Genomic DNA, 23,002 nt, shown 5'->3' on the forward strand with positions numbered 1-23,002 from the left:
GTTTCAGATCTTCAGGCCGGTCAGCTTGTCGAGCTTGGCCTCGATCGATTTCAGCGTGTCGGAGGTGCTGTTCGCCGCCGAAAGGCTGGAGAACTGGGCGAGCTGGGCAATCATCTGGCTGTTATCGACCGGCGCGGTCGGGTCTTGGTTCTGCAGCTGCGCTGTGAGCAGCTTGATGAAATCGTTGGCGCCCAAGGAGCCCCACGAGTTCTTGGCGGTGGTCGTGGCGGCCTTGGCGGCGGACGAGGCGGCAGAGGCCGCGGTGTATCGATTGATCGCGGTCATTATTTCATCCTCATCGTTTCAAGCATCAGCTGCTTGGCGGTCTGCATCGCTTCCACCACGTTCTGGTACTGGCGGGCGCTCTCCATCATCTCGACCAGCTCGGCGTTCTCATCGACCGGGGCTTCCCAGACATCGCCATTGGCATCGGCGAGAGGGTGATCGGGATCGTGCATGCGCACCGGTGCAGCATCGCTGCGGTAGACGCCGGCGACGCGCACCGTGGCGAGGCCCGAGGAGCGATCGAGTTCCTCGGCGAAGACGGGGCGCAACGGGCGGTAGGCGGCGTCCTTGCTCGCGGCGACATTGCCGGCATTGGCAAGGTTGGAGGCCGAGGCGTTCATCCGCACCAGCTGCGCCGACATGGCGCGGGCGGTGACGTCGAACAGCGAGAGGGGGTTGCCGGGACCAGCCATCGTCATTCGCCCTTGATCGCGCGGGTGAGCGTCTCGACCCGGCCGCGGATGAACGAGAGCGTGGCGGAATAGCCGACCGCGTTCTCGGCGAAGGCGGTCTGCTCGGTCGCCATCTCGACGGTGTTGCCATCGAGGCTGGGCATGACCGGCATGCGGTAGCGCGTCGCGGCAGACATGGCCTGCGCTTCGCTGGCGCCGCCGGTGCGGGCCTTGAGCGCGGCGGCGAAATCGATGTCCTTCGCCTTGTAGCCGGGAGTGCCCGCATTGGCGAGGTTGGAGGCAAGCAACCCCATGCGCTGCGAGCGGAGTTCGAGCGCCGCGCCGTGGATGCCGAAGAGAGTGTCGCTCATGGGTCTTGGCCTTGAAGACGGTTTTTCCTGTCAGGGGATCAGCAAGGGGCGTGCCAAGCGCGGATTTGCTGGCGGTTCGCGACGGTGGTCGGCCGGCTTGCGGCAAGCGCTTGCCGGATGGCGGCAAAATGGTTCCGCCGCCCCTGAAGCGCGGCCGCGCGCTGCCGTTCTTGGCAAGACGAAGGAATGAGGCAGGCTGCGATGGACTTGGCGCATATGCTCGACCCTGTGGCGGCGAGCATTGTCATCGGAGGAACGCTGGGCGCGACGGCGCTGCGCAGCGGCACGGCGGATTGCCGTGCGGCGATGGCGGCGCTCGGCGCATTGCTGCGCCCGCGCTTTCGCGCCGATGCGGTGCGCGGCGCGCTCGCTCCGGTCGTCGCGCAGGCCGGGCGCGAAGGCCTGCTGCGGACCAGCCCGCGCCCTAGCGGCGATCCTGCCATCGATGCGGCGCTCTCCGCGGTGATCCAGACGCGCAGCCTTGCCGCCTTCGTGAGCAGCGACGATGCCGCGCGCGAAGCCCGCGTGGCGCGCGCGCTGCGCGCGGTGCGTACGCTGGCGCTGGGGGCGGAGCTTTCGCCGGTGTTCGGCCTTGCCGGAACGCTGGTTTCGCTGAGCCAGCTACCGGCAGACGGCCTCGCGCGCGGCGCCTTCATGGGTGCGATCTCGATGGCGGTGCTGACCACGCTGTATGGCCTGCTGCTCGGCAATCTGGTGCTGGCGCCGCTGTCGCGCGCGGTGGAGCGGCGGGTGGAGGACGAGGAAGCGGCGCGGCGCGAGATTGCCGACTGGATGATCGCGAAGCTGGCTCCGGCCTGTCCGCCGGTGCAGGCGGGCGGCAGCGCAGTGCGGCGCGCCTACTTGCGCGAGGCGGGATGAGCGCGCCGCCGCACGGGCTCTACGGCGCGCCGATCGCGATGCCGTGGCAGACGATCCTGGCAGACCTTGCGCTGATCCTGTTCATGATGACGGCGGCGGCGCTTGCCAATGCGCCCGATGGGCCGCTGCTGCCGGGTGCGCCGCCGCCAGTCAGGGCGCCCGCGCCCCCCCCATCCCCTACGGCCCCAGCGCCTTCAGCCCGGGCCGAGCCGGTGGGCGTGTGGCGCGATGAGCCGGGCTCGCCGGGCCTTGCCGAATGGCTGGCGCAACAGGGGGGCGATCCCCGGCTCCGGGTCTCGATCCTTGTGCGCCACCTCGCGGGGCACGAGCAGGCTGCGCTGGCCCGCGTCCAGACGCTGGTGGCCATGGCCGGGGCACGCGGAGCGGGCGCGCGGATCGTGATCGAGCCGGGCCGTGAAGACGCCGCGAGCGTGGTCCTTGCCTATGATGCGGAGTGAGGTGGCACGATGATTGCAGCGCGGCAGGCATTGCCTCCTCTTGCGAAAGCCCTGTGCCATGGCCGCATTCCGTCGTGCTCTTTCCGCCGCGCTGATGCTGGCGCCGCTTCCGGCGCTGGCCGGACCGCTCACCGATCTTGCCGCAATCGACACCGCCGTCGCCGCCTTTACCGGGCAGCAGATCGGTGTGCCGGGCGGCGCCGCCCAGCCGGTCGACCGGCGGCTGCGGCTGGCGGGGTGCAGCGCTCCGCTTGCGCTTTCCTGGTATGGCAATGCGCAGACAAGCGTGCTGGTGCGCTGCCCCGATGCGGGCGGCTGGCGTGTGTTCGTGCCTGTGAGTGCGGCACGGGTCGCCCCGGCGGCCACTCCTGCGGCCATCGCGGTCGCGCGCGGCGAAGGCGTGACGGTGACCGTGGCCGGCGATGGCTTCTCGGTCTCGCAGCCGGGCGAGGCGCTCGATGCGGGCGCAGTGGGTGCGTGGATCCGCGTGCGCACGGCGGCCAAGGCCGATCCGCTGCGCGCCCGGGTGGTGCGGCCGGGGCTGGTCGAATTGCCGGTGGATTGAGCGCTGGCCCGGCGGCGTTCTGCCGTCCGCTGCCGCCTGCGGCAAAATTTTTCCGCCCCCGCTTAAACTCTCCCTGCAACGTCCGTTCTGATTTGCAGGAAACGCGAGGAGCGGACCATGTCATCCTTAGAAATCGGTGCAGCGCGCCCGGTCAGCGCGGTGCAGGTCACTAGTGTTGGAACCGGCAGCAAGCCCGTCCAGACCGAAGCCACGGCTGAAACCCCCAAGGCGCCCGCCCTGGCCGTCGCCACCGCTGCGCCGCAGGTGGAAACCAGCGAAGCCGTGAAAGCAGGAGCGGCCCCGGTCGATCAGGAGCGGGTCCAGACGATCCGCCATGCCATCGAGACCGGAACATACCCCGTGCTGCCGACCAAGATCGCCGATGCCATGATCGCGGCAGGTATGCTGCTGAGGAGCCCCAAGTGAGCCCGAACGCCAATCACGCTGTCGAGACTGTTCAGCCGATCCGCCGTCCCACCCAGCTGCGCGATACACTGCGGCAGATGCTGGCCGTTCTGGAAGACGAGCGGCAGGCGCTTGCCGGGCTCGACGTGGATGCGATCATGGGCTGCGCAGTGGACAAGAATGCCCTTTGCGGCCGCCTCGACACGACTGCACCTGAGGCTATCGACGAGGAATGCCGCGGCCTGCTGGAAGCGGCGCGCCGCGTGAACGAGGCAAACCGCCGCGTGCGCAACCTGATTGCGGCCAATGTTTCGGCGCGCCTTGATGCGCTGACGGGCCAGCCGGCACTCTACCGTGCGCAGGCCGCCCATGCCCGGATCGGGCGCGCGCGCTGATTTGGCACGCTGCTTGCTGAAGCCTCTCCGGCTGCCGTTCGTCGGCAGTCTGGAAAGGGACCTGAGTGAGCGAACCTACCCCCATTGCTGCAACCCCGGCGCCGCGCCCTGCACCAGACGTGCGCCCAAAGGACGTGAGAGGCGCGATTGCGCGTGCGGCGGCGGCGACCGGCACCGACTTCTCCTATCTCATGGCGCAGGCGCGGCTCGAATCCGGGCTCGATCCGAAGGCGCGCGCGGCGACATCGAGCGCGACGGGGCTTTACCAGTTCACCGGGCAGACCTGGCTTGCGATGCTCGACAAGCACGGCGCGGCCTATGGCCTTCCCGGAACGGGGCCAGGCGCAGGCTATGCGTCCTCGCGCGCGCAACTGCTCGCGCTGCGTTCGGACCCGGAGCTTTCCGCGTTGATGGCGGGCGAGCTGGCGAACGACAACCGCGATTTCCTGAGCGGCATTCTGGGTCGCGATCCCGATCCGAGCGAGCTGTACCTCGCGCATTTTCTGGGTGCGGAGGGGGCGGGTCGCTTCCTGGGGGCGCTGGGCAGCAACCCGGCACAGAGTGCAGCGGCGCTGCTGCCCAAGGCGGCGGCGGCCAACCGGGCGATCTTTTTCGGCGCAAGCGGCGCGCGCTCCGTGGGTGAGGTGATGGACCTGCTGCGCGGGCGCATGGCCAGCGCGATGAACGCGCCCGACGGGCCGCTGCCAAGCTTTGCCGCGCCCGAAGTGCAGACAGGCGGGCCGATCCAGCAGGCATTCAACGCCGCGGCCCATGCCCCCGATGCGCCGCCCGCGCGATCGATGGCCGATACCTTGCGCGAGGCCTTTGCGCTTGCCCAGCCCGGCGCGGCCCCTGCGCATGTGCGCGCGGCCTACGGCCAGCTTCGCAGTCTGGGGATCTGACCGGCCATGCTGAAACGCTTTGGCCAGCCCGGCGCGCTGGCGCTTCCCGGCGGCATCCTGATCCTGATCGCGCTGATGATCATGCCGATCCCGTCGTTCCTGCTCGATGCGTTCTTCGTGCTCAACATCGCGCTTTCGGTCGCCATCCTGATGGCGGCGATGAATGCGCTGAAGCCGCTCGATTTCTCCTCGTTTCCTTCGGTACTGCTGTTCGCAACGCTGCTGCGGCTGGCGCTGAATGTGGCGTCCACGCGCATCGTGCTGGTCAACGGCCACGAAGGCGGCGCGGCGGCGGGGCATGTGATCGAAAGCTTCGGCGAGTTCCTGATCGGCGGCAATTTCGCGGTCGGGCTGTTCGTGTTCATGATCCTGATGATCATCAACCTGATGGTCGTGACCAAGGGCGCGGGCCGCGTTTCAGAGGTCTCCGCGCGCTTCACCCTCGATGCGCTGCCCGGCAAGCAGATGGCGATCGATGCCGACCTCGCCGCAGGGCTGCTGACGGCAGACGAAGCCAAGGCACGCCGCCGCGAAGTGGCGACCGAGGCCGATTTCTACGGCTCGATGGACGGTGCCAGCAAGTTCGTGAAGGGCGATGCCGTCGCCGCGCTGTTGATCCTCGGCGTCAATATCATCGCCGGTTTCTGCCTCGGCATGTTGAGCCATGGGCTGACCGCGCAGGAATCGGCCAGCCGCTATATCACGCTGGCGGTGGGCGATGCGCTGGTGGCGCAAGTGCCTTCGCTGCTGCTCTCCATCGCCGCCGCCGTGATCGTGACCCGCGTTTCGGACACGCGCGATCTTGCAGGGCAGATCGGCGGGCAGTTTGCCAGCCCGAGCACCTGGCTGCCGGTGGCCGTGATCCTCGGCGCCATCGGGATGATCCCGGCGATGCCGCAGATGGTGTTCCTTCCCGCCGCTGCCATGGCGGGGTGGATCTGGTGGAGCCTGAAAAAGCGCGAGGCACGCCTTGCCGTGCCGCCGCCGGTGGTGGTGGAGCAGGTGGACCCGGCACGCATTACGCTGGAGGAGGTGTCCGACCATACGCTCGTCACCATCGAGTTGGGCTACGGCCTTGTCCATCTGGTCGACGAGAAGCGCGGGGCGCCGCTGGTGGCGCGCATCACAGGCGTGAGGAAGCAGCTCTCGCAGAGCTTCGGCTTCGTGGTGCCGCAATTCCGCGTGCGCGACAGTCTGGACCTGATGCCCGATGCTTATCGCATCGTGCTGGGCGGCGTGGCGCTGGGCGGGGCGAGCATCAAGGCCGAGAAGGTGCTCGCCATCGATGCGGGCGAGGCGAATCCCGATCACAGCTTGCGCGGTGAGGCGACCGTGGACCCCAGCTTCGGCTGCCCCGCGATCTGGATCGAACCCGGCCAACGCGACCATGCGATTGCCGAAGGGTTTCTCACGGTGGATGCCTCCACGGTTGTCGCGACGCATCTCAACCAGGTGCTGGGCGAACGGCCGCAGGCGCTGCTCGGGCCGGATGAAGTCCGCGCGATCCTTGAAGGCGTGCGTGATCGCGCGCCGGGGCTGGTCGAGACCGTCCATCCGCAGCCGATCACGCTGGGGGCGATGACGCGGCTGCTGCATGCGCTGCTGGAGGACGGGGTGAGCATCGCGCACCCGCTGCCGATCCTTTCCGCGCTTGCCGAAGCAGTGCTGCAGACGACCGATCACGACAAGCTGGTCGATCTCGTCCGCGCGTCGCTCGGCGGCCTCCTCGTCTCGCGCATCTGCGGGCCTGCCGAGCGGCTGGCGGTGCTGACGCTCGATGGCGCGCTGGAGCAGATGATCGTGGGCGGGATGCACGATCCCGTTACCGGGCAGCCGGTGATCGAACCCGATCTGGCGCGCTCCATCGGTGAACGCATTGCCGCGATCATCGCCGAGCGCGGGCCTGCCGCGCCGCCGGTTGCGCTCATCGTCCAGCCGCGCGCCCGCCGCGCGCTTGCCGCGCTGCTGCGCCAGCGCGCGCCGCAGTGCGCCGTCCTTTCGATTTCCGAACTGCCGCCCAGCCAGCCGATCGAAGTGATCGAAGTGGTGGGCGCCGCTGAAGACCCATCCGCACATCCCCCACAGGATCTTGCCGCATGAACCATGACCACCGCAGCTTTGCCGCCGCGCGCGCCTATCAGGGCGGAACGGCGGACCGTATCCGCCGCTTCCTGCCGATGGTGCGCCGCCTTGCCTGGCACGTCCACGGATCGGGCCGCGCCGGGATCGAGATCGACGATCTGGTGCAGGCCGGGCTCGTCGCCCTCACCGAATGCGCGCAGAAGCACAACGGGCCGACCGAGGACGGCTTTGCCGCCTACGCCAAGCTGCGCGTGCGCGGCGCGATGGTCGATCTGGTCCGGCGATCAAGCCCGCTATCGCGCGCGGCGAGCGACCGGCGGCGCCTGCTGGCCGGCGCGGCGCAGGCGCTGACGACAACATTGGGCCGCGTGCCCACCGAGGACGAACTGGCCGACGCGATGGGCATGACCACGGCGGCGCTCGGCGAACTGCGCGCCGCGAGCGAGCCGATGCGCTTCGAGCCCATCGACGATACCTATTCCGACAGCGACATGGCCTTTGCCGACGACCGGCCGGACAGCTTCGAACTGCTGGCCGACGAACAGACGCGCGGCGCAGTGGTGGCGGCGATTTCCGGCCTGCCGGAGCGGCTGCAGATGGTGATCCAGCTCTATTTCGTGGAGGAGCTGAATCTCGCGGAAATCGCGGAGGTTTTATCAGTCAGCGTGCCGCGTGTGCACCAGCTGAAGGCGCAGGCGCTGGATAAGCTGAGGGCGGCGCTGGGGGATGAGTTTGATGTGCTATAGGAAATGGTATTGCATATTTCCAGTGTAATATTCGAGATATAAGGATGAGCTAGATATTTTAATGAAGGACAATGTTGCGAAACAAAAAATTGGGCTGATTTAATTTTTTGATTCAAAAGAAATTGGAGGTGGGGGCAGTGGTCCCTTTGGATAGGTGGCGTTTTCTACCCAAGTTTCGTCCAATGTCTGAGATAAGATTCCAGATCTAAGCATATTTTGTATTGTGAATTTTAGAAAAACGTTCGATCCTATCCATGATGTAGATAGTTTTATGAAATCCAATTTCATTCCTATATTTGCTAGATAATATCCAATTGTCGCGTACATATCGGAGAGTTTCTCCGGCGAACTGTTGTCGCGGATATAATTTCCGAGGGACAAATACGCTTTTGTGCTAATAAGCCTTTTGTTTCCGGCTAGCCACATTAATGAGCAGACCGATGAACAATTGTGTGCATAAACAATGGCAGTGTCAAATTTTTTGAAATATATCAATGAGCCAACTTCCATTGAAGCCTGAACATCTTCTTTAGATTCTGGGGTGGTGACGCCGTCAAACGTAACAATAGCGTCTTCCAGTGATGATGTAATTTGCAAAAATTTAGCATCATCCCCTTTTTTGACCTGACCCATAATTAGTACTATCGTCCGATCTTGAATTTTTTGATCAAGCACTTCAATTTCGGCTGAAAAACATTGTGATGGTATTAAAATTGTGTAAAATATAATAAAGAATTTTAATAAAATTTTTAAATAATAAATTGGCATTTTGTGTCTCTTTCTGCAGATATTGCCAATTTTATCCAATTTGCACTGATTTTCAAAAAACGAACCCAGGCGATGCGTCGAATCAGAGCGGATTTGCGTTGTGCAATACACCGTATCTTATGCCGCGAGATATCCTACCAATTTGTCTGTGTCGCGTGGCTTGCGAGACTCTCCCCAACGCTTTAATCGGGCGGTTAAAGGAGAACGATGCCATGAAGATCGAACAGGGTATGGCTGCCGTCGTGACCGGCGCGGCTTCGGGTCTGGGGCGGGCGACCGCTTATGCGCTCGCGGCGGCGGGCGCGAAGGTTGCCATTTTCGATGTGAACGCTGAGGCGGGCGAGGAAGTGGCCAAGGCGATTGGCGGGCTGTTCTGCCATGTCGATATCACGAGCGAGGAGTCGGTGGTCGAAGGCTTTGCCAAGGCGCGCGCCGCGCATGGGCAGGAGCGGATCACCGTCCACTGTGCGGTGGTGCACCGCAAGGGCAAGACCGTGGGCCGCAACAAGGAAACCGGCGAGTTCACCCGCCTTTCGACCGAGGACTATGCCTTCGCCGCGAACGGCGTGCTGATCGCCAGCTACCGCGTGGCGAGCCTTTCGGCGCTGGGCATGGCCCATGCCGAGCCGCTCGAAGGCGATGGGGAGCGCGGGACGATCATCCTGACGGGTTCGGTCGCGGCGCAGGATGCGCAGATCGGGCAGGTGGCGTATGGTTCGCTCAAGGCGGGCGTGGTCGGCCTCGTGCTGCCGATGGCGCGCGATCTCATGGACCTTGGCATCCGCGTCAACGCGATCCTGCCGGGCATCTTCGATACGCCGCTGCTCGGCCGAGTGCCGGAGAAGGTGCGCGCAGGCCTCAATGCCTCGGTGCCGTTCCCCAAGCGGCTCGGCCTGCCGGAAGAGTTCGCCAGCCTCGCGATGGAACTGGTGCGCAACAGCTACTTCAACGCGCAGGCGATCCGCCTCGATGGCGGCATCCGCATGGCTCCGCGTTGATGCGCTGACCGCCCCTCCACCACCCCGTCGGCCCGTGCTTGATACGGGCCTTGGCTTCTTTTCCTGGCGCGGCGCTCGAAGAAAAGCCTAGCCCCGTGTCAAGCACGGGGCGACGGAAAGAGGGGGCGCAGCCTAACCGGCCTTGATCGCCAGAAACGAGGCGGCGACGCCGAGCATCACCACGGCAAAACCCCGGCGCACCCACTTGGTGCGTTGGGGGTCTGCGAGCCAGGCCTGCGCGTGGCTTCCGGCGAGCACGATGGCGAGGTGGATCAGAGTGGCGATGACCGTGCTGATGAGGGCAAGCGTGAGCGCTTCGGTGAGGCCAAGTGCGCGGCCGTTGAGAAACTCCGGCGCGACGACCACGAAGAACAGATAGGCTTTCGGGTTCAGCAGATTGAGCAGCGCGCCGGTGGCGAAGCTTTTGCCGGGGGCGGTCTGCGGCGTCTTGTGATCGGCGCCGCGCCACGCCTCGATCGCGAGCCAGACCATCATCGCCGCCCCGGCAATGCGCAGGCCGTGGAGCAGCGCGGGCATGGCGGTCAGCAAAGTGGCAAGACCCAGCGCGGCCAGCACGCCGTTGGCCAGCAGGCCCAGCGCGACGCCCGCGACGGCGGCAAGGCCGCTGCGCCGCCCTTCAGTGGCGGAAAGGCCCGCCAGCCATGCCATGTTCGGCCCCGGCGTGAGTTCGATCAGGAGAACCGCCGCGGCGAACCCGGCAAGGTCGAGGCTGCCCGCCACCTAGACGGCAGTGCCCACGACCATGCCGATCCCGGCGGTGGCCGCCATCGCCAGCGCACCCCACACGACGACGCGCAGCACGGGTTTGCCCATCGCCGCGCCGCCAGCGCGCGCGCCCAGCGCGCCGAGGAGGGCAAGAAACAGGATCGAGCCCGCCGCCGTGCCGGTGACCATCAGGCCCATCGGCAGGAGCGCGGCGAGCAGCAGCGGCAGGAACGCGCCGCCGGTGAACATCAGCGCCGATGTGATCGCGGCCAGCACGGGCTGCGCGGCGGTCGTCTCGTTGAGGTGAAGCTCATCGCGCGCATGGGCACCGAGCGCATCCTTCGCCATCATCTGCCGGGCGACTTCGGCGGCGGTGGCGGGCTCCACCCCGCGCGCTTCGTAGATCGCCGCGAGTTCGGCGTGTTCGTGGACCGGATCGGCGGCCAGTTCGGCGCGTTCGCGGGCAAGGTCTGCGGTTTCGGTATCGGACTGGCTGGAGACCGAGACATACTCGCCCGCCGCCATCGACATTGCGCCTGCGACGAGGCCCGCAGCGCCGGCAACGAGCAGGGCTTGCCGCTCTGCGCCGGAAGCGGCGACGCCAAGGATCAGGCTGGCGGTGGAGACGATCCCGTCGTTCGCACCCAGCACTGCGGCGCGCAGCCAGCCGATCCGGCTGACGAGGTGGCGTTCATCGTGGGGGCGCATGGTTTTTCTCCTCTTACCTGCCATGGCCTTCATGCCACTGCCGGGACAGGAGAAAAACGATCCAGATCAAGAATCGCGCGTTGCCGCCACGGATGGGCCGGTCGGCGCGGGGGCCTGGTTCTCGATGATCGGCTGGCCGACGCCGAGCCGCTTGCCATCGGTCACGATCACCTTGTCGCCGAGGGTGGCGACGCCGAACAGGCGCTTGGCGAAGCCATCGGGCACGCCGATGCAGCCGTTGGTGGCATAGCCGCGTTCGACCTTGCTGCCGTGGATCGAGACGCCGTCGTTGGTAAGGCGCAGCATCCAGGGCATCGGCGCATCGTAGATGTTGGAGATGTGGTCGGCATCCTTCTGGCTGATCGGGAACACGCCGGTGGGGGTGGGCTTGCTGCCATAGCCCTTGAGGATGGCGGCGGCGCCGATTTCATGCCCGTCGCGGAAGACCGAGATGGTGCGCGCCTCGAGATCGACGGTGATGACGATGGGGCCAGTCTTGGCCGCGCTTTCGTCCCAGAAATACTGGCCGAACTTGATGGGTTCATCGATCTTGAGGATCGACTTGACGACGAAGGGGCTGTTCGCGGGGCGCGGTGCGGGGGCAGTCGCCAGCTTGGGCTGGATGGGCTTCGGCATGGGCGCAGCAACATGGGCTTCGGCTTGCGATCCGCCGAACAGGACCTGCGCCAGATCCTTGCCGACATGGAAGGCGAGCAGGCAGGCGATCGACATCGCGACGAACCCGAACGGCGCGGTGATCCAGCGGGAGCGGACGAGATCGAGGGGGGACTTGAAGCCAGACATGGCGTTTGCGAGCGCTCCTTTCGCTTGCAAAATAGCGTAAACGAAGGGGTTGGCGAGCGGCATTACAGCCGCGTCCCGCCAAGGGACGGGGAGGGTTCTGGTCGTTAACGCACGTGGTTAAGCGACGCGACTTCACGGACTTCGATCGCCAACTCGCGCAGATCGGCTTGGCCGAAGCTGGTCAGGAAGCTGGTGTCGGCCGCATCGCGCCCGACCGCGATCTGCGCAAACGAGGCGGTGTCGGCCATGCCGGTCGCATCGACCAGATGCCATCCCCCGACGCCTTCCGGATTGGCCAGCCACACTTCTGCTACCGCATGGAAATCCTGCGGCGTCACATCGGCTCCATATCCGCTGGCAAACCGCGCCGGGATCGCGGCGGCGCGGGCGAAGCAGATCAGCGTGTGCGCATAATCGCGGCAAACCCCGCGGCGCTCGACAAAGCTGTCAATCGCCGTGGTGGAGGCATCGCTCACTCCGGGCACATAGCGATAATGTGCCGCGATCCAGTCGCGCATGGCCGCCACTTTGGCCCCGCCCTCGAACGCGGCAAATTCCTCATCGACGAAGGGCGAGAAGCGGTTGGCCGGGCAATAGCGCGAATCCATAAGATAAGGCACCGCCTCACCCGGCAGGCGGTGCGGTGGCAGCGCGGCGAGTGTCTCCAGCGCGACCGACCGGCCCAGCACCTCGACCTCAGCCGCATAGGTCACCGTGCAATCGCCTTCCTGATGCAACCAGATCCGCTCGCCGATCCCATCCTGCGCGGGTACACGCGTAACGTGCCCCGCCGGTGTGCCTTCGAACGCATTCGCGAGCAGCCGCTGCCCTGACGTCGCTGCAACTTCGATCTGGAGGAGGCTGTCGGTCGGCTCTTCGCAGTGCCAACGCAAACGGGTCGTAATGGAAAGGTGCATGGTCTGCCCGGGGCGGAGGCCGTGATGGCCCTTGCGGATCAAGGGTAGGACGGCTTTCAGCACGATGAAAGGTTCGCGTGGCTAAAGGGTTCCTGATGATGCAGATTTATGCCTGGCTGGAAAGCGAAGCGCCGTGGCTGGGGCATTTGTCGCCGCTGTTTGCAGCGACCTGCGCGGCGCTTGTGCTGGTCGTCGTTGGCGGTGCGATGGCGTCGCGCGGCAGGGGGCGCGGCGGGCGGATCGGCGGCGCGCTGCGCTTTGCCGGTAACATGCTGATGCTCGCGGTGTTCGGCCTCGCGGTGATGCGTTTCGTGCGGATGGACCCCAGCTTTGATGCGGCGCTCCACAGCATCGGCGGGCCGGCGCAGACGGTTTCAGGCGGGGAGACACGGGTTCCGCTGTCCGCCGATGGGCATTACTGGATCAAGGCCAAGCTCAATGGCGTGCCGCTGCGGCTGATGGTCGATACCGGTGCGACGGTGACGGCGCTTTCGGGCGATGTGGCGGCGGCTGCGGGGGTCGAGCCCGATCCGCTGCGGCCCGATGCCACGGTCGAGACCGCGAACGGCAGCGTTGCGGCCGCGCCGGCGCGGATCGACGAGCTGCGCTTCGGTTCGGTCGTCGCACGCGATCTCGATGCGATTGTCATGCCCGGCGAAGGCGGGCCGAATGTGCTGGGGATGAATTTCCTGACGCGACTGAAGGGCTGGCGGGTGGAGGACGGGGTGCTGATCCTTACGCCGCATCGTCCGCAGGTCGAGAAGGCGAGCGCGGAACCCCGAGCCAGGTAAGCCGGCGCCAGAGGGCTTCGAGCGGGCCCTGCCCGAAGCGGGCGAGCCACCATTCAGGCCATGCGAGCATCAGTGCCCAGCCGGCGAGGACAACGAGCGGCAGCGCGGCCCGGGGGAGCACGTCGCCAAGGCCGAGGCCCCATCCGGCGAAGAGCGCGCACATCACCAAGGTGGTGCCGAGGTAGTTGGTGAAGGCACAGCGGCCGGCGGCGGTGAGGCGCCTGCCGGCGGCGCTATCCTGCAGGCGCGGCCAAAGCAGGAGCAGCGCTGCAAGGTATCCCAGCGTCATCGCGAGGTGCGGGATCGAAGCGAGCGAGCCCATGATTGCGAACATCGCGCCGGGCGGGAAGCCGTGCAGCGCGGCCCAGCCGATCAGCGCAGCGCTCATCGCGCCGCCCGCACTGATGCCGATCATGGCCATGCGGCGCAGGGTGCTGTCTGCCCATTCCCCGGTGAACAGCCCCATGCGCAGCAGCGCCATGCCGAGCAGCATGAGCGGGAAGGTCTCGAAGAACGTTGCGGCGAGGTTTTCGAGCGGGAGGAACGGCGCAGTGGTCAGGCGGATGCGCACTGCGTCGAGGAAGGGGGCGTGGAGCAAGCGGGTGTCAGCGGCGATCGAGACGGCGATGCGGCCCATCATGGCGGCGTGCTCGGCGGTTTCAGCCGGTGCGCCGTGGCCGGCCAGCACGCGGCTTTCGGTGGCGATGCTGGCGAGATCTCCCACCATTTCAAGGCCGTGGCTGGCGAGGAAGAGGAAGAGTGCAGCCGCCGCCAGCGGTTCCGGCGCGAGACGGCGCAAGGCAAAGGCGAGCATGCCGCAGACCGCATAAGGCAGCAGGATATCGCCCCACCACAGCAGCACATAGTGGGCATAACCGAAGAGCATCAGCCAGAGCAGGCGGCGCACCTGCATCAGATCAGGATTGGCGCCGCGCCGCTCTGCCGCATCGGCAAACAGCATCATGCTCGCCCCGAACAGCAGCGTGAACAGGCCGCGCATCTTGCCTTCGAACAGGATGTAGGCCGCGGCGAACCACAGCGCGCCACCCGCCTCGAGGCCCGGTTCGGGACGGGGTATGGCTGGGCTGAACGTGGCGAGCAGCGGCCCCCAGAACCCGGTCACGTTGATCGCAAGGATGCCGAGCACGGCAACCCCGCGCACGAAATCGAGCGCGCCGATCCTTTCGGGCATCAGACGGTCAGGGTGCCACCACGAGGCAGGCGAGCCCTCCGGCCTTGAGTGCGGCGCAAGCACGGTTCGCTCCGTCCTGCGAATAGCCGGTGGCAAGCAGCCGCGTGACGGTGCCGGGGATATCCTGCCTGGCGTGGCCGGCAACCTCGGGCCGGCTGCGGACGCGGGCCCAGAGCGCATCAGCGTTGGCCTTGACCCCGAAGGCGCCGAGCTGGATGCGGTAGGCGCCAGATGCGACCGCAGGAGCGGGTGCAGGCTTGGGAGCAGCGGGCTTCGGAGTAGCAGGCTTGGGCGTTGCGAGCTTCACCGGCACGGGCTTTGGCTGCGGCGGGGCCGGGGGTTCGGAGGTCGGCGGCGGATCGGCGGCGGCGGGTTCGGACGTCGTCGATGGCGGAAGATCGACGGTCTCGATCGCGGCGGGCGGCGGTTTCCCTTGGGCAGGAGCCGCAGGAGGAGCCGGCGGCACCGGCGCGCCTTGTCCGCCAAGATCGGCGGCGGCCAGATCGCGCCCGCGCGCATCGGCGGCCTTCTGCTCGAGTTCGCTGGCAAGGCTTACGCCCATCTGGCGCTGCGCCAGCGGGATCGTCTGGTTCATCGTGGCGAGGCTGGCGGTCGCCTGCGGGAGGCCAGTGGCCGCCGCGCGCGTGATCAGGGCATAGGCGCGGACCCAGTCCTTCGGCGCATAGTCGCCATTGTAGGCGGCGATGCCCAGCACATACATTGCGCGCGGCTCGCCCCGTTCGGCGGCGGACTGGAGCCAGGGCATCGCGGCCTGCTGGCGGTTGGTCTGGAACAACAGGATGCCGTAGTTGTCTGCCGCCGCGATATGGCCGAGGCGCGCGGCCTTGCCATAACTGGCTTCCGCCTTGACGAGATCCTTGGGCACGCCGCGGCCGAGCTTGTAGGCCTGCCCGAGGTTGAACAGCGCATCGGGATCGTTTTTCGCCGCAGGGCCCTGCCAGGCCTTCACCGCAGCCTCGTAATTCCCGGCCGTCCAGGCATCGACACCGGCGCGCACGGCCGCAGCGCGGGCCGCGTCGGGTGCCGGGGGAAGCGCTTGCGGCGCATCGGGCGCGGCGGACGCGGCCGCAGCGAGGCCCGACAAGCCGAGAGCCGCCGCCGTGAGGAGGGCAAATCCGCGCATGATCGGTCTATTCTCCCCAAAAAGCCCAATGCCTGAAAAGCAGGGTTAACGATGCCGTGCTGCAGTGCAACGCGCAAGATGAACTGCACATGGTCTTCGCATCTGATCGGCTTTTCGGAGATTAGCGTAGATGGTTAATCCCGAAAAGACAGGATGCACCCGCGACTTCCCGGCACGCCTTCCGCAAAACCACTTGCATGAAATGAGCCGATGTTAACCAAAATTTGAGGGACTTCTGCGATCCCCCGACAAGAGACCATTCAGTTTCCTTGTCTTGCCCATAGGGGGGTTACTTTGCGCGTACTGGCTTTGGCATCGCAAAAGGGTGGATCTGGCAAGACGACCTTGTCCGGTCACCTTGCCGTCCAGGCGCAGCGCGCCGGGGCCGGTCCTGTCGTCCTCATCGATATCGACCCGCAGGGTTCGCTGTCGGATTGGTGGAACGAGCGCGAGGCCGAATACCCAGCGTTTGCGCAGACCACGGTCGCGCGGCTTGCCAGCGATCTGGCTGTGCTGCGCCAGCAGGGCTTCAAGCTTGCCGTCATCGATACGCCGCCGGCGATCACCATGGCGATCCAGTCAGTGATTTCGGTCGCGGAGCTCATCGTGGTGCCGACCCGCCCGAGCCCGCACGACCTGCGTGCCGTGGGCGCGACGGTCGATCTGTGCGAACGCGCCGGCAAGCCGCTGATCTTCGTGGTCAATGCCGCGACGCCCAAGGCGCGCATCACCTCCGAGGCCGCTGTCGCGCTTTCGCAGCACGGCACGGTGGCGCCGATCACGCTGCACCACCGCACCGATTTCGCCGCTTCGATGATCGATGGCCGCACGGTCATGGAAGTCGATCCGCGCAGCAAGTCTGCCGCCGAAGTCGAGGCGCTGTGGACCTATGTTTCCGAGCGGCTCGAAAAGAACTTCCGTCGCACCGTGTTTGCAGTGCCGCAGCCGGGCCATGCCGTACCTTCCATGCCGGGCGCACCGCGCGGCGCCGGTGGCTTCGGCCGCCGCGTGATCGGCTCCTGAGCAAGGAATGCCGAGCATGAGCGAACCCAAGCCTTTCGCCTCGCTGAGCCCCAGCCTGCTCGCCCGCAAGGGTGCGGCACGGCCGGCCATGCGCCCGCAGTTGCTGCCGATGACTCAGGAGGACCGCGCGCGGATGGGCTTTGCCCCCGCGGTGCTGGCAACCGAACACGAAGCCTTCCCCTCCGTCGATGCCGATGATCTCGGCTGGAACGATCATGGCGATGACATCGCTCCGCCGGCCGAGGTCGTTGCGATTGCCGCCGATCCGCTGCCTGCGCCTTCGCAGCCCGAAGTGCTGCGGCGCCTTGAATCACTCGCCGACGTGCTGAGCGTGCCGGCCCCGGCTGTTGCAGCCAACCGCCGCGAGCGGGGCACCGCACTCAAGGAAGGGCGCAAGGCGGCCTTCACGCTGCGGCTCGATGCAGCTCGCCACCTGCGCCTTCGGCTTGCCTGCACCATCGACAACCGCAGTGCACAGCAACTCGTGGTCGAGGCCCTCGACCGTTTCCTCGAAGCGAAGCCGGGTCTCGATGACCTCGCCCGCCGCGCCCTTCGCTCCTGACGCCGCATCCAGACCGGGACTTCACGCCATGACCACCGCACATCACAGCAAGACTGACCGGAAGGCCACCTACCGCCTCGCCCGGATCTGCCTGACCACCGCGCTGGCGGCGGGTCTCCTTTCCGGCTGCGCCGCGGGCGGGCCGAACCACGCGAAGTTTGCTTCGAGCGCGCAGGCCGCGCTCGGCAAGGGCACCCCGGAGAAAGCCATCGCGCTGGCCGAACAGGCCGTGCTCGCTGCCCCGCGCACGGCGGCCTACCGCACGCTACTCGGCTCGGCCTATCTGCGCGCAGGCCGCTTCGAGGCGGCGCGTCAGGCGTTTGACGAGGCCATGCAGCTCGGCGAGGACAGCGGCAAGGCCGCGCTGAGCCTTGCGCTGGCCGATATCGCGCTTGGTCGCGGAAACGAGGCGGTCGATACGCTCAACACCTATCGCGACAGCATTCCCGCATCCGATTACGGCCTTGCCATGGCCATGGCGGGGCAGACCCAGACCGGCATCGCCGCGCTGACCGATGCGATACGCAATGGCGAGAATACGGCGAAAACGCGCCAGAACCTCGCCTATGCCTATGCGCTCGATGGCAGCTGGGGCGAGGCCAAGCTGATGGCGCAGCAGGACGTGCCGGCAGACAAGCTGAGCGAGCGCCTCCAGACCTGGGCGTTCATGGCGCGGCCCGAAGACACCCGCCGCCGCGTTGCCGCGCTGCTGGGTGCCCCGGCAACGGCCGAAGGAGCACAGCCGACGGCGCTGGCCCTCGCGAACTTCCCGGACGCCTCGAAGCTGGCCGAAGAAGCGGTTGCCATGGCAGCAAGCCAGCAGAGCTCGAACGGCGATGCCGCCGAACTCGCCAAGGCGGCGGCGACAGCGATGCCTGCGCCGCAGGCCGATGCCGCTGCCCCGCAGCCGGCGCTGGCCGATGCCTCGAGTGAACCTGCTTCGGCCCGGCTTGCCGCAATCGACGTAGCGCCGTCCGCTGTTGCCGCACCGGCACCGGCTGCGCAGCAGATGGTTTCGCACCCGGTCGTCCAGCCGGTGCATGGCGCGCGCTCTGCTTCGGCTCCGGCTCCGGCTCCGGCCGGTATGAAGGGCAGTCACGTCGTCCAGCTCGGCTCGTTCTCGTCAAACGATGGCGCCCAGCGTGCCTGGCGGCACTTCACGGCGCGCAATCGCGGCCTTGCCGGCTATCACAGCCAGATCACCCAGGTTGCGGTGAACGGCCGCCAGTTCTGGCGCGTGCAGGCCGTCGGCTTCGCCGGCTTCGCTTCGGCGCGGCAGATGTGCCAGTCGGTCAAGGCCAAGGGCGGCGTCTGCCTCGTGATGGCCGATCCGGCGATGGTCACGCCGCAGGGCCGTCCGGCGCCGACGCGCATGGCGCAGCGCTGAGCCCGATCTTCTGAATTCCTGCCGGCCCGCTTCTCCTTGAGGGGAGGCGGGCCGGTTTCGTTTCAGGCGATCCGCGCGCCGCCCTTGAACAGCGCGGTGACGCGGCCTTCGACCGGGCGGCGATCAAAGGGCGTGTTGCCGGCAGTTGCGGCCATCTTGCTGCGATCGACGATCCACGGCCGTTCGGGTTCGACCAGCGCAAGATCGGCTTCGAGACCGACTTCCAGCCGCCCGGCAGCAACGCCGAGCAGCGCAGCCGGATTGCCTGCCAGCAGCGCGAAGGCGCGGGCGATATCGATCTGGCCATCGCGCACCAGCGTCAGCGTCAGCGGCAGCAGCGTTTCCGCGCCCGCCATGCCCGGTTCGGCATCAGCAAACGGCAGGCGCTTGTCTTCCGCGCCGCGCGGATCGTGGCCCGAGGCGATCACGTCGATCGTGCCATCGGCGACCGCGGCGATCACCGCCTGCCGGTCCGCATCGCTGCGCAAGGGCGGCGAGAGGCGGCAGAACGTGCGGAATTCCGCCAGTTCCAGATCGGAGAGCATGAAATGCGCCGGAGTGACGCCAGCTGTCACGCGCACCCCGCGCGCCTTGGCCGCGCGAACGAGATCGAGCGCAGCGGCGGTCGTGACCTGCCGCAAGTGCAGGCGGCACCCTGTCAACTCGGCAAGCGCGATATCGCGGGCTACCGCGAGCGCCTCCGCGCCGGCCGGGGCAGAAGGCAGGCCGAGCCGGGTTGCCATTTCGCCCGCGGTGGCAACCGCGTGGCCGGCGAGCCCGGCATCCTCGGCATGGGTGACGAGAACGAGGCCGAGCATCGCGCAGTAGCTCATCAGGCGGTGCATCACGCCCGAATCGGCGATCCAGCGGCGACCGGTGGCGACCGCCTTGGCACCGGCATCGCGCATCAGCGCAATTTCGGCCAGTTCCACTCCCTCAAGCCCGCGCGTCGCGGCGGCAAGCGGGTGGACCCACATGTCGGGCTTGCCCGATTGCGCGGCAAAGCGGACGCGCGCCGGGTGATCGAGCGGCGGGCCCTGATCAGGCATCAGCGCGGCGCGGGTGATCCCGCCGAAGTGGAAGGCCGGCTTGTCGATGGCGAAAACGCCGAGATCGACGAGGCCAGGGGTGATCAGCGCGCCCTTTGCGTCGAGCACCTCGTCGCCGGGCTCGGGAGCGATCTGGCCCAGCGCGGCGATACGGCCATCGGCGACGCGCAGCGCGCCTGTTTGCGGGACGCCAGTGGGATGTACCAGCCTGCCGCCGGTGATGGTGAGCGGACGCGGGGTCATGCCGCAGCTCCTTCTGTGGCGGCCCAGCCGGGCACGCCGCGCGCGCGGCGGGTGAGCACGTCGAGGCAGGCCATGCGGATCGCGACGCCGCTTTCGACCTGGCGGGTGACGAGGCTGCGCGTGGGATGATCGGCGACCTGGCTGTCGATCTCGATCCCCCGGTTCATCGGGCCCGGGTGCATCACGAAGACGTGCGGCGCCAGCTTCCCGAACCGCTCCAGCGTGAGGCCGTAGAGGTGGCGATACTCGCGCGGGGAAGGGATGAACTGGCCGGACATGCGCTCCTGCTGGAGGCGCAGCATCATCACCACGTCCGCGCCCTTGAGGGCGGCGTCGAAATCGTGGCTGGGGGTGACACCCATTGCGGAAATCTCGACCGGCATCAGCGCGGGCGGGGCGCAAACGGTGACGTCCGCGCCCAGCGCGGTCAGCGAGAGGATGTTAGAGCGCGCGACGCGGCTGTGGAGGATATCGCCGCAGATCGTGACCTTGAGGCCATTGAGATCGCTGCCGGGGGCGAGGCCGAGCGCATGGCGGATGGTGAGCGCATCGAGCAGCGCCTGCGTCGGGTGTTCGTGGCTGCCATCGCCCGCGTTGAGCACGGGGCAATCGACCTTGTCCGCGATGAGCTGCACCGCGCCCGAGCTGGCGTGGCGGATGACGATCGCATCGGCCCGCATGGCGTTGAGCGTCATCGCCGTGTCGATCAGCGTCTCGCCCTTCTTCACGCTGCTCGTGGCGGCATGCATGTTGACCACATCGGCGCCGAGGCGTTTGCCGGCGATCTCGAAGGAGAGCAGCGTGCGCGTCGAATTTTCGAAGAAGGCGTTGATGATGGTGAGGCCGGAGAGTACTTCGGCCCGCTTGTGGCGCTGGCGGTTGAGCGCGAGCCACTGCTCCGCCTCGTCCAGCAGGTAGAGAATCTCGTGCCGCGCGAGGTGCGCAATGCCGGTGAGATCGCGGTGCGGGAAGGCGAGGCCGCCTGCGGGGTACCGGCCTGCGGCCCCAAGGCTGGGCTGAGTGTTCGATTCCGTCATCGAAACCATGCCCCTAGAGCGCCTCTTGGGGCGGCTCAAGTGTTTCGGCTGGTATCGTCCGCCCGCGAGACCTAGATATCCCCCATGAAATTTGCCCGCTCGGTCTGGAAGATCCTCGTCACCATCAAGGACGGCCTCGTGCTGCTCCTCCTGCTCCTGTTCTTTGCCGGGCTTTACACCCTGCTCGCCTTCCGGCCGGCGCCGGGCACGGTGCAGACGGGCGCGCTCTATCTGGCGCTCGAAGGGCCGGTGGTGGAGGAACGGGCGCGGGTGCGGCCCACGCAGCTGCTCTCGGGCGGCGGCCGCAGCAAGGCGGTGCAGGAGCGCGATCTGGTCCGTGCCATCGAAGCCGCGGCGACGGACGAGCGGATCAAGGCCGTGGTGCTCGATCTCGAGAACTTCGGCGGCGGCAGCCAGGTCGCGATGACGCATGTCGGCGCGGCGATGGACAGGGTGCGCGCGGCCAAGAAGCCGGTGCTGGTTCGCGCCCGGCTCTATACCGACGATAGTGTGCAGATCGCGGCCCATGCGAGCGAGGCCTGGGTCGATCCGCTGGGCGGCGCGCTGGTGGCCGGGCCGGGCGGCACCCAGCTCTACTTCAAGGCGCTGCTCGACCGGCTCAAGGTCAAGGCGCATGTGTTCAAGGTGGGCACCTACAAGAGCGCGGTGGAGCCCTTCACCCGCGAGAACGCCTCGCCGGAAGCGAAGGAATCGCTTGGCGCGGTCTATGCCGCGCTGTGGGAAGCCTGGCAGGCTGACGTGAAGAAAGCGCGGCCCAAGGCGGACCTCGCGCTCGTCACCGGCGATCCGGTCAAGTGGATCGCGGCCTCGGGCGGCGATGCGGCCAAGGCGGCGGTGGCAGCGGGTCTGGTCGACCGGATCGGCGACAAGGTGGCGTTCGGCAAGCGCGTGGGCGAGATCGTCGGTGCCGATCCGACAGGCGGAGAAGGTGCATTCAAGGGCACCGCGCTCGCCACCTACCTGGCGGACAAGGCACCGTCCAAGGACGGCAAGGCGATTGCCGTGGTGACGGTGGCGGGCGATATCGTCGATGGCGATGCAGGGCCGGGCAGCGCGGGCGGCGACCGGATTGCGGACCTCGTCGACAAGGCGGCGGCGAGTGGGGACTACGCGGCGCTGGTCGTGCGGGTCGATTCGCCCGGTGGATCGGTGACCGGAGCCGAGCGCATCCGGGCGGCGATCGCGCGGATGAAGGCGAAGAAGATCCCCGTGGCCGTTTCGATGGGAGGCCTTGCCGCGAGCGGCGGCTATTGGGTTGCGACGCCGGCGGACCGCGTGTTTGCCGAACCCGCGACGATCACCGGCTCGATCGGCATCTTCGCGATCATTCCGAGCTTTGAGGAAGCGCTGGCCAAAGTCGGGATCGGGACCGACGGTGTGCGGACCACGCCGCTTTCGGGCCAGCCTGACGTGTTCGGCGGCTTTTCGCCGACGGCCGAGGCGGTGATCCAGCAACAGATCGATTCGGGCTATGCGCGCTTCGTCGGCCTTGTTGCCGAGGCGCGGCACAAGACTCCGGCGGAGATCGACAGGATCGCGCAAGGGCGCATCTGGGATGGCGGCACCGCGCGGCAGCTGGGCCTTGTCGACGAGTTCGGCGGGATCGATGCAGCGCTCGCCTGGGCGGCGAAGGCGGCCGGGGCGAAGACGTGGCATCCGGTCTACCTCGGCGCAGACGCAGATCCGTTCGGCGCGCTGCTCGATCAGCTGGCAGACAGCAAGAGCGGGGCGGACAGTGCCCATGTGGTTGGCGGACAAGGACCCGCCAGCGATTTTGCGGCCCTCGCGGCCCAGCGTCAGGGCGCGCTGGCGCAGCAACTCGTCGGTGATCTTTCGCGTCTGCTCGGCGGGGCAGGCGCCGAGGTCTATTGCCTCGAATGTGCCGAGCTGACCCCGCCTGCCGAGCCGGCGAAGACGGCCGAGGCGAGCACCTGGCTGGCGCTGCTCTCAAGATTTGCCGGATAGGGACAACCGCCGCCCGGTAACACCGTTTGGCCCCCGATTTTCCAAGGCTTGCCCTTTGCCCGGCGCTGCGATAGGGGCGGCGCTCGTTTTTCGCCGGATGCGGGCGTGGCGGAACTGGTAGACGCGCTGGATTTAGGTTCCAGTATCGCAAGATGTGGGGGTTCGAGTCCCTTCGCCCGCACCAGAA

At 67.1% G+C, this 23,002-nt stretch carries 26 protein-coding genes and 1 tRNA gene; 15 read left to right on the forward strand and 12 right to left on the reverse strand.

What is annotated here, in order from left to right; all coding sequences use genetic code 11:
- Window positions 1–3: 3 nt before the first annotated feature.
- Genes Q0082_RS13280 through flgB form a run of 3 tightly spaced genes read right to left on the reverse strand, consistent with a single transcriptional unit; the run spans window position 4 to window position 1,048 of the window.
- Entirely contained in the window at window positions 4–285 is a 282-nt protein-coding gene (locus Q0082_RS13280; protein WP_298193404.1) for a flagellar hook capping FlgD N-terminal domain-containing protein, read from the reverse strand.
- Window positions 285–698, reverse strand: coding sequence for a flagellar basal body rod protein FlgC (gene flgC, locus Q0082_RS13285; protein WP_298193407.1), 414 nt, complete (start codon window positions 696–698; stop codon window positions 285–287). Before flgC ends, Q0082_RS13280 begins: the two co-directional genes overlap by 1 nt.
- Before the next feature lie 2 nt (window positions 699–700).
- Window positions 701–1,048, reverse strand: a complete 348-nt coding sequence (gene flgB / locus Q0082_RS13290; RefSeq protein ID WP_298193410.1) for a flagellar basal body rod protein FlgB — start codon at window positions 1,046–1,048, stop codon at window positions 701–703.
- Window positions 1,049–1,249: 201 nt separating this feature from the next.
- Between flgB and Q0082_RS13295 the strand changes: the two genes are divergently transcribed.
- The 8 genes from Q0082_RS13295 to Q0082_RS13330 all read left to right on the forward strand — a co-directional run bounded on the left by Q0082_RS13295 (window position 1,250) and on the right by Q0082_RS13330 (window position 7,480).
- Window positions 1,250–1,927 (forward strand): MotA/TolQ/ExbB proton channel family protein, encoded by a 678-nt coding sequence (locus tag Q0082_RS13295; protein ID WP_298193412.1) that lies wholly within the window; start codon window positions 1,250–1,252, stop codon window positions 1,925–1,927.
- Window positions 1,924–2,385, forward strand: a complete 462-nt coding sequence (locus Q0082_RS13300; RefSeq protein ID WP_298193414.1) for a hypothetical protein — start codon at window positions 1,924–1,926, stop codon at window positions 2,383–2,385. The genes Q0082_RS13295 and Q0082_RS13300 overlap by 4 nt, the downstream gene beginning before the upstream one ends.
- A 58-nt stretch (window positions 2,386–2,443) precedes the next feature.
- Window positions 2,444–2,950: a flagella basal body P-ring formation protein FlgA gene (locus Q0082_RS13305; RefSeq protein ID WP_298193415.1), complete on the forward strand. Its 507-nt coding sequence runs from the start codon at window positions 2,444–2,446 to the stop codon at window positions 2,948–2,950.
- Window positions 2,951–3,067: 117 nt separating this feature from the next.
- On the forward strand, window positions 3,068–3,376 hold the full coding sequence (flgM, locus tag Q0082_RS13310) for a flagellar biosynthesis anti-sigma factor FlgM (RefSeq protein ID WP_298193418.1): 309 nt from the start codon (window positions 3,068–3,070) through the stop codon (window positions 3,374–3,376).
- On the forward strand, window positions 3,373–3,750 hold the full coding sequence (locus Q0082_RS13315) for a flagellar protein FlgN (RefSeq protein ID WP_298193419.1): 378 nt from the start codon (window positions 3,373–3,375) through the stop codon (window positions 3,748–3,750). The genes flgM and Q0082_RS13315 overlap by 4 nt, the downstream gene beginning before the upstream one ends.
- A gap of 65 nt (window positions 3,751–3,815) precedes the next feature.
- Entirely contained in the window at window positions 3,816–4,652 is an 837-nt protein-coding gene (locus tag Q0082_RS13320) for a lytic transglycosylase domain-containing protein (protein ID WP_298193421.1), read from the forward strand.
- Window positions 4,653–4,658: 6 nt separating this feature from the next.
- Window positions 4,659–6,752 (forward strand): flagellar biosynthesis protein FlhA, encoded by a 2,094-nt coding sequence (locus tag Q0082_RS13325; RefSeq protein WP_298193423.1) that lies wholly within the window; start codon window positions 4,659–4,661, stop codon window positions 6,750–6,752.
- Window positions 6,749–7,480: a sigma-70 family RNA polymerase sigma factor gene (locus Q0082_RS13330; protein WP_298193425.1), complete on the forward strand. Its 732-nt coding sequence runs from the start codon at window positions 6,749–6,751 to the stop codon at window positions 7,478–7,480. Before Q0082_RS13325 ends, Q0082_RS13330 begins: the two co-directional genes overlap by 4 nt.
- A gap of 99 nt (window positions 7,481–7,579) precedes the next feature.
- Here the strand turns inward: Q0082_RS13330 and Q0082_RS13335 are convergent, their stop codons facing one another.
- Window positions 7,580–8,248, reverse strand: coding sequence for a hypothetical protein (locus tag Q0082_RS13335; RefSeq protein WP_298193426.1), 669 nt, complete (start codon window positions 8,246–8,248; stop codon window positions 7,580–7,582).
- A gap of 212 nt (window positions 8,249–8,460) precedes the next feature.
- Between Q0082_RS13335 and Q0082_RS13340 the strand changes: the two genes are divergently transcribed.
- Window positions 8,461–9,246 (forward strand): SDR family oxidoreductase, encoded by a 786-nt coding sequence (locus Q0082_RS13340; protein WP_298193428.1) that lies wholly within the window; start codon window positions 8,461–8,463, stop codon window positions 9,244–9,246.
- Between the two features lie 132 nt (window positions 9,247–9,378).
- On the opposite strand, the gene Q0082_RS13345 is transcribed toward Q0082_RS13340, so the two are convergent.
- The 4 genes from Q0082_RS13345 to Q0082_RS13360 form a co-directional block, all read right to left on the reverse strand.
- Window positions 9,379–9,987, reverse strand: coding sequence for a LysE family translocator (locus Q0082_RS13345; RefSeq protein ID WP_298193429.1), 609 nt, complete (start codon window positions 9,985–9,987; stop codon window positions 9,379–9,381).
- Window positions 9,988–10,680: a VIT family protein gene (locus Q0082_RS13350; protein WP_298193432.1), complete on the reverse strand. Its 693-nt coding sequence runs from the start codon at window positions 10,678–10,680 to the stop codon at window positions 9,988–9,990.
- A 66-nt stretch (window positions 10,681–10,746) separates the two neighbouring features.
- Window positions 10,747–11,484 carry a L,D-transpeptidase family protein gene (locus Q0082_RS13355; RefSeq protein WP_298193434.1) on the reverse strand — a complete coding sequence of 246 codons (738 nt, stop codon included), beginning with the start codon at window positions 11,482–11,484 and terminating at the stop codon, window positions 10,747–10,749.
- Between the two features lie 104 nt (window positions 11,485–11,588).
- Complete coding sequence (locus Q0082_RS13360; protein WP_366522562.1) at window positions 11,589–12,443, reverse strand: transglutaminase family protein; 855 nt, start codon at window positions 12,441–12,443, stop codon at window positions 11,589–11,591.
- A 53-nt stretch (window positions 12,444–12,496) separates the two neighbouring features.
- On the opposite strand from Q0082_RS13360, the gene Q0082_RS13365 reads away from it, so the two are divergent.
- Window positions 12,497–13,192 carry a TIGR02281 family clan AA aspartic protease gene (locus Q0082_RS13365; protein WP_298193436.1) on the forward strand — a complete coding sequence of 232 codons (696 nt, stop codon included), beginning with the start codon at window positions 12,497–12,499 and terminating at the stop codon, window positions 13,190–13,192.
- Here Q0082_RS13365 and Q0082_RS13370 read toward each other — a convergent pair.
- Window positions 13,137–14,384: a DUF418 domain-containing protein gene (locus tag Q0082_RS13370; protein ID WP_298193437.1), complete on the reverse strand. Its 1,248-nt coding sequence runs from the start codon at window positions 14,382–14,384 to the stop codon at window positions 13,137–13,139. The genes Q0082_RS13365 and Q0082_RS13370 overlap by 56 nt on opposite strands.
- A gap of 7 nt (window positions 14,385–14,391) precedes the next feature.
- Window positions 14,392–15,528: an SPOR domain-containing protein gene (locus tag Q0082_RS13375; RefSeq protein ID WP_298193441.1), complete on the reverse strand. Its 1,137-nt coding sequence runs from the start codon at window positions 15,526–15,528 to the stop codon at window positions 14,392–14,394.
- Window positions 15,529–15,822: 294 nt separating this feature from the next.
- Here Q0082_RS13375 and Q0082_RS13380 point away from each other — a divergent pair, with 294 nt between their 5' ends.
- Genes Q0082_RS13380 through Q0082_RS13390 form a run of 3 tightly spaced genes read left to right on the forward strand, consistent with a single transcriptional unit; the run spans window position 15,823 to window position 18,500 of the window.
- Entirely contained in the window at window positions 15,823–16,551 is a 729-nt protein-coding gene (locus Q0082_RS13380) for a ParA family protein (protein WP_298193443.1), read from the forward strand.
- Window positions 16,552–16,567: 16 nt separating this feature from the next.
- Window positions 16,568–17,113, forward strand: coding sequence for a hypothetical protein (locus tag Q0082_RS13385; protein WP_298193444.1), 546 nt, complete (start codon window positions 16,568–16,570; stop codon window positions 17,111–17,113).
- Between the two features lie 28 nt (window positions 17,114–17,141).
- Entirely contained in the window at window positions 17,142–18,500 is a 1,359-nt protein-coding gene (locus Q0082_RS13390) for an SPOR domain-containing protein (protein WP_298193445.1), read from the forward strand.
- A gap of 62 nt (window positions 18,501–18,562) precedes the next feature.
- Here the strand turns inward: Q0082_RS13390 and Q0082_RS13395 are convergent, their stop codons facing one another.
- Window positions 18,563–19,792, reverse strand: a complete 1,230-nt coding sequence (locus Q0082_RS13395) for a dihydroorotase (protein WP_298193446.1) — start codon at window positions 19,790–19,792, stop codon at window positions 18,563–18,565.
- Window positions 19,789–20,829: an aspartate carbamoyltransferase catalytic subunit gene (locus Q0082_RS13400; protein ID WP_298193455.1), complete on the reverse strand. Its 1,041-nt coding sequence runs from the start codon at window positions 20,827–20,829 to the stop codon at window positions 19,789–19,791. Before Q0082_RS13400 ends, Q0082_RS13395 begins: the two co-directional genes overlap by 4 nt.
- A gap of 84 nt (window positions 20,830–20,913) precedes the next feature.
- Between Q0082_RS13400 and sppA the strand changes: the two genes are divergently transcribed.
- Together sppA and Q0082_RS13410 are read left to right on the forward strand one after the other, a co-directional pair.
- A complete protein-coding gene (gene sppA, locus Q0082_RS13405) occupies window positions 20,914–22,815 on the forward strand; it encodes a signal peptide peptidase SppA (protein WP_298193448.1) in 1,902 nt (633 codons plus the stop codon).
- A 99-nt stretch (window positions 22,816–22,914) separates the two neighbouring features.
- Window positions 22,915–22,999: transfer RNA gene (locus Q0082_RS13410), tRNA-Leu, on the forward strand.
- The last annotated feature ends 3 nt before the right edge of the window (window positions 23,000–23,002 follow it).

The sequence above is a fragment of the Novosphingobium sp. genome (assembly GCF_027489515.1).
Lineage (GTDB): Bacteria > Pseudomonadota > Alphaproteobacteria > Sphingomonadales > Sphingomonadaceae > Novosphingobium.

What these genes read in the sequence shown, in the direction of transcription:
- Q0082_RS13385 (WP_298193444.1), top strand. Translation starts at nt 16,568, where the DNA reads ATGAGCGAACCCAAGCCTTTCGCCTCGCTGAGCCCCAGCCTGCTCGCC.
- Q0082_RS13375 (WP_298193441.1), bottom strand. Translation starts at nt 15,528, where the DNA reads ATGCGCGGATTTGCCCTCCTCACGGCGGCGGCTCTCGGCTTGTCGGGC.
- Q0082_RS13355 (WP_298193434.1), bottom strand. Translation starts at nt 11,484, where the DNA reads ATGTCTGGCTTCAAGTCCCCCCTCGATCTCGTCCGCTCCCGCTGGATC.
- flgC (WP_298193407.1), bottom strand. Translation starts at nt 698, where the DNA reads ATGGCTGGTCCCGGCAACCCCCTCTCGCTGTTCGACGTCACCGCCCGC.
- Q0082_RS13295 (WP_298193412.1), top strand. Translation starts at nt 1,250, where the DNA reads ATGGACTTGGCGCATATGCTCGACCCTGTGGCGGCGAGCATTGTCATC.
- Q0082_RS13350 (WP_298193432.1), bottom strand. Translation starts at nt 10,680, where the DNA reads ATGCGCCCCCACGATGAACGCCACCTCGTCAGCCGGATCGGCTGGCTG.
- Q0082_RS13330 (WP_298193425.1), top strand. Translation starts at nt 6,749, where the DNA reads ATGAACCATGACCACCGCAGCTTTGCCGCCGCGCGCGCCTATCAGGGC.
- Q0082_RS13325 (WP_298193423.1), top strand. Translation starts at nt 4,659, where the DNA reads ATGCTGAAACGCTTTGGCCAGCCCGGCGCGCTGGCGCTTCCCGGCGGC.
- Q0082_RS13370 (WP_298193437.1), bottom strand. Translation starts at nt 14,384, where the DNA reads ATGCCCGAAAGGATCGGCGCGCTCGATTTCGTGCGCGGGGTTGCCGTG.
- Q0082_RS13305 (WP_298193415.1), top strand. Translation starts at nt 2,444, where the DNA reads ATGGCCGCATTCCGTCGTGCTCTTTCCGCCGCGCTGATGCTGGCGCCG.
- Q0082_RS13400 (WP_298193455.1), bottom strand. Translation starts at nt 20,829, where the DNA reads ATGACGGAATCGAACACTCAGCCCAGCCTTGGGGCCGCAGGCCGGTAC.
- Q0082_RS13395 (WP_298193446.1), bottom strand. Translation starts at nt 19,792, where the DNA reads ATGACCCCGCGTCCGCTCACCATCACCGGCGGCAGGCTGGTACATCCC.
- Q0082_RS13280 (WP_298193404.1), bottom strand. Translation starts at nt 285, where the DNA reads ATGACCGCGATCAATCGATACACCGCGGCCTCTGCCGCCTCGTCCGCC.
- flgB (WP_298193410.1), bottom strand. Translation starts at nt 1,048, where the DNA reads ATGAGCGACACTCTCTTCGGCATCCACGGCGCGGCGCTCGAACTCCGC.
- Q0082_RS13335 (WP_298193426.1), bottom strand. Translation starts at nt 8,248, where the DNA reads ATGCCAATTTATTATTTAAAAATTTTATTAAAATTCTTTATTATATTT.
- Q0082_RS13340 (WP_298193428.1), top strand. Translation starts at nt 8,461, where the DNA reads ATGAAGATCGAACAGGGTATGGCTGCCGTCGTGACCGGCGCGGCTTCG.
- Q0082_RS13390 (WP_298193445.1), top strand. Translation starts at nt 17,142, where the DNA reads ATGACCACCGCACATCACAGCAAGACTGACCGGAAGGCCACCTACCGC.
- sppA (WP_298193448.1), top strand. Translation starts at nt 20,914, where the DNA reads ATGAAATTTGCCCGCTCGGTCTGGAAGATCCTCGTCACCATCAAGGAC.
- Q0082_RS13365 (WP_298193436.1), top strand. Translation starts at nt 12,497, where the DNA reads ATGATGCAGATTTATGCCTGGCTGGAAAGCGAAGCGCCGTGGCTGGGG.
- flgM (WP_298193418.1), top strand. Translation starts at nt 3,068, where the DNA reads ATGTCATCCTTAGAAATCGGTGCAGCGCGCCCGGTCAGCGCGGTGCAG.
- Q0082_RS13300 (WP_298193414.1), top strand. Translation starts at nt 1,924, where the DNA reads ATGAGCGCGCCGCCGCACGGGCTCTACGGCGCGCCGATCGCGATGCCG.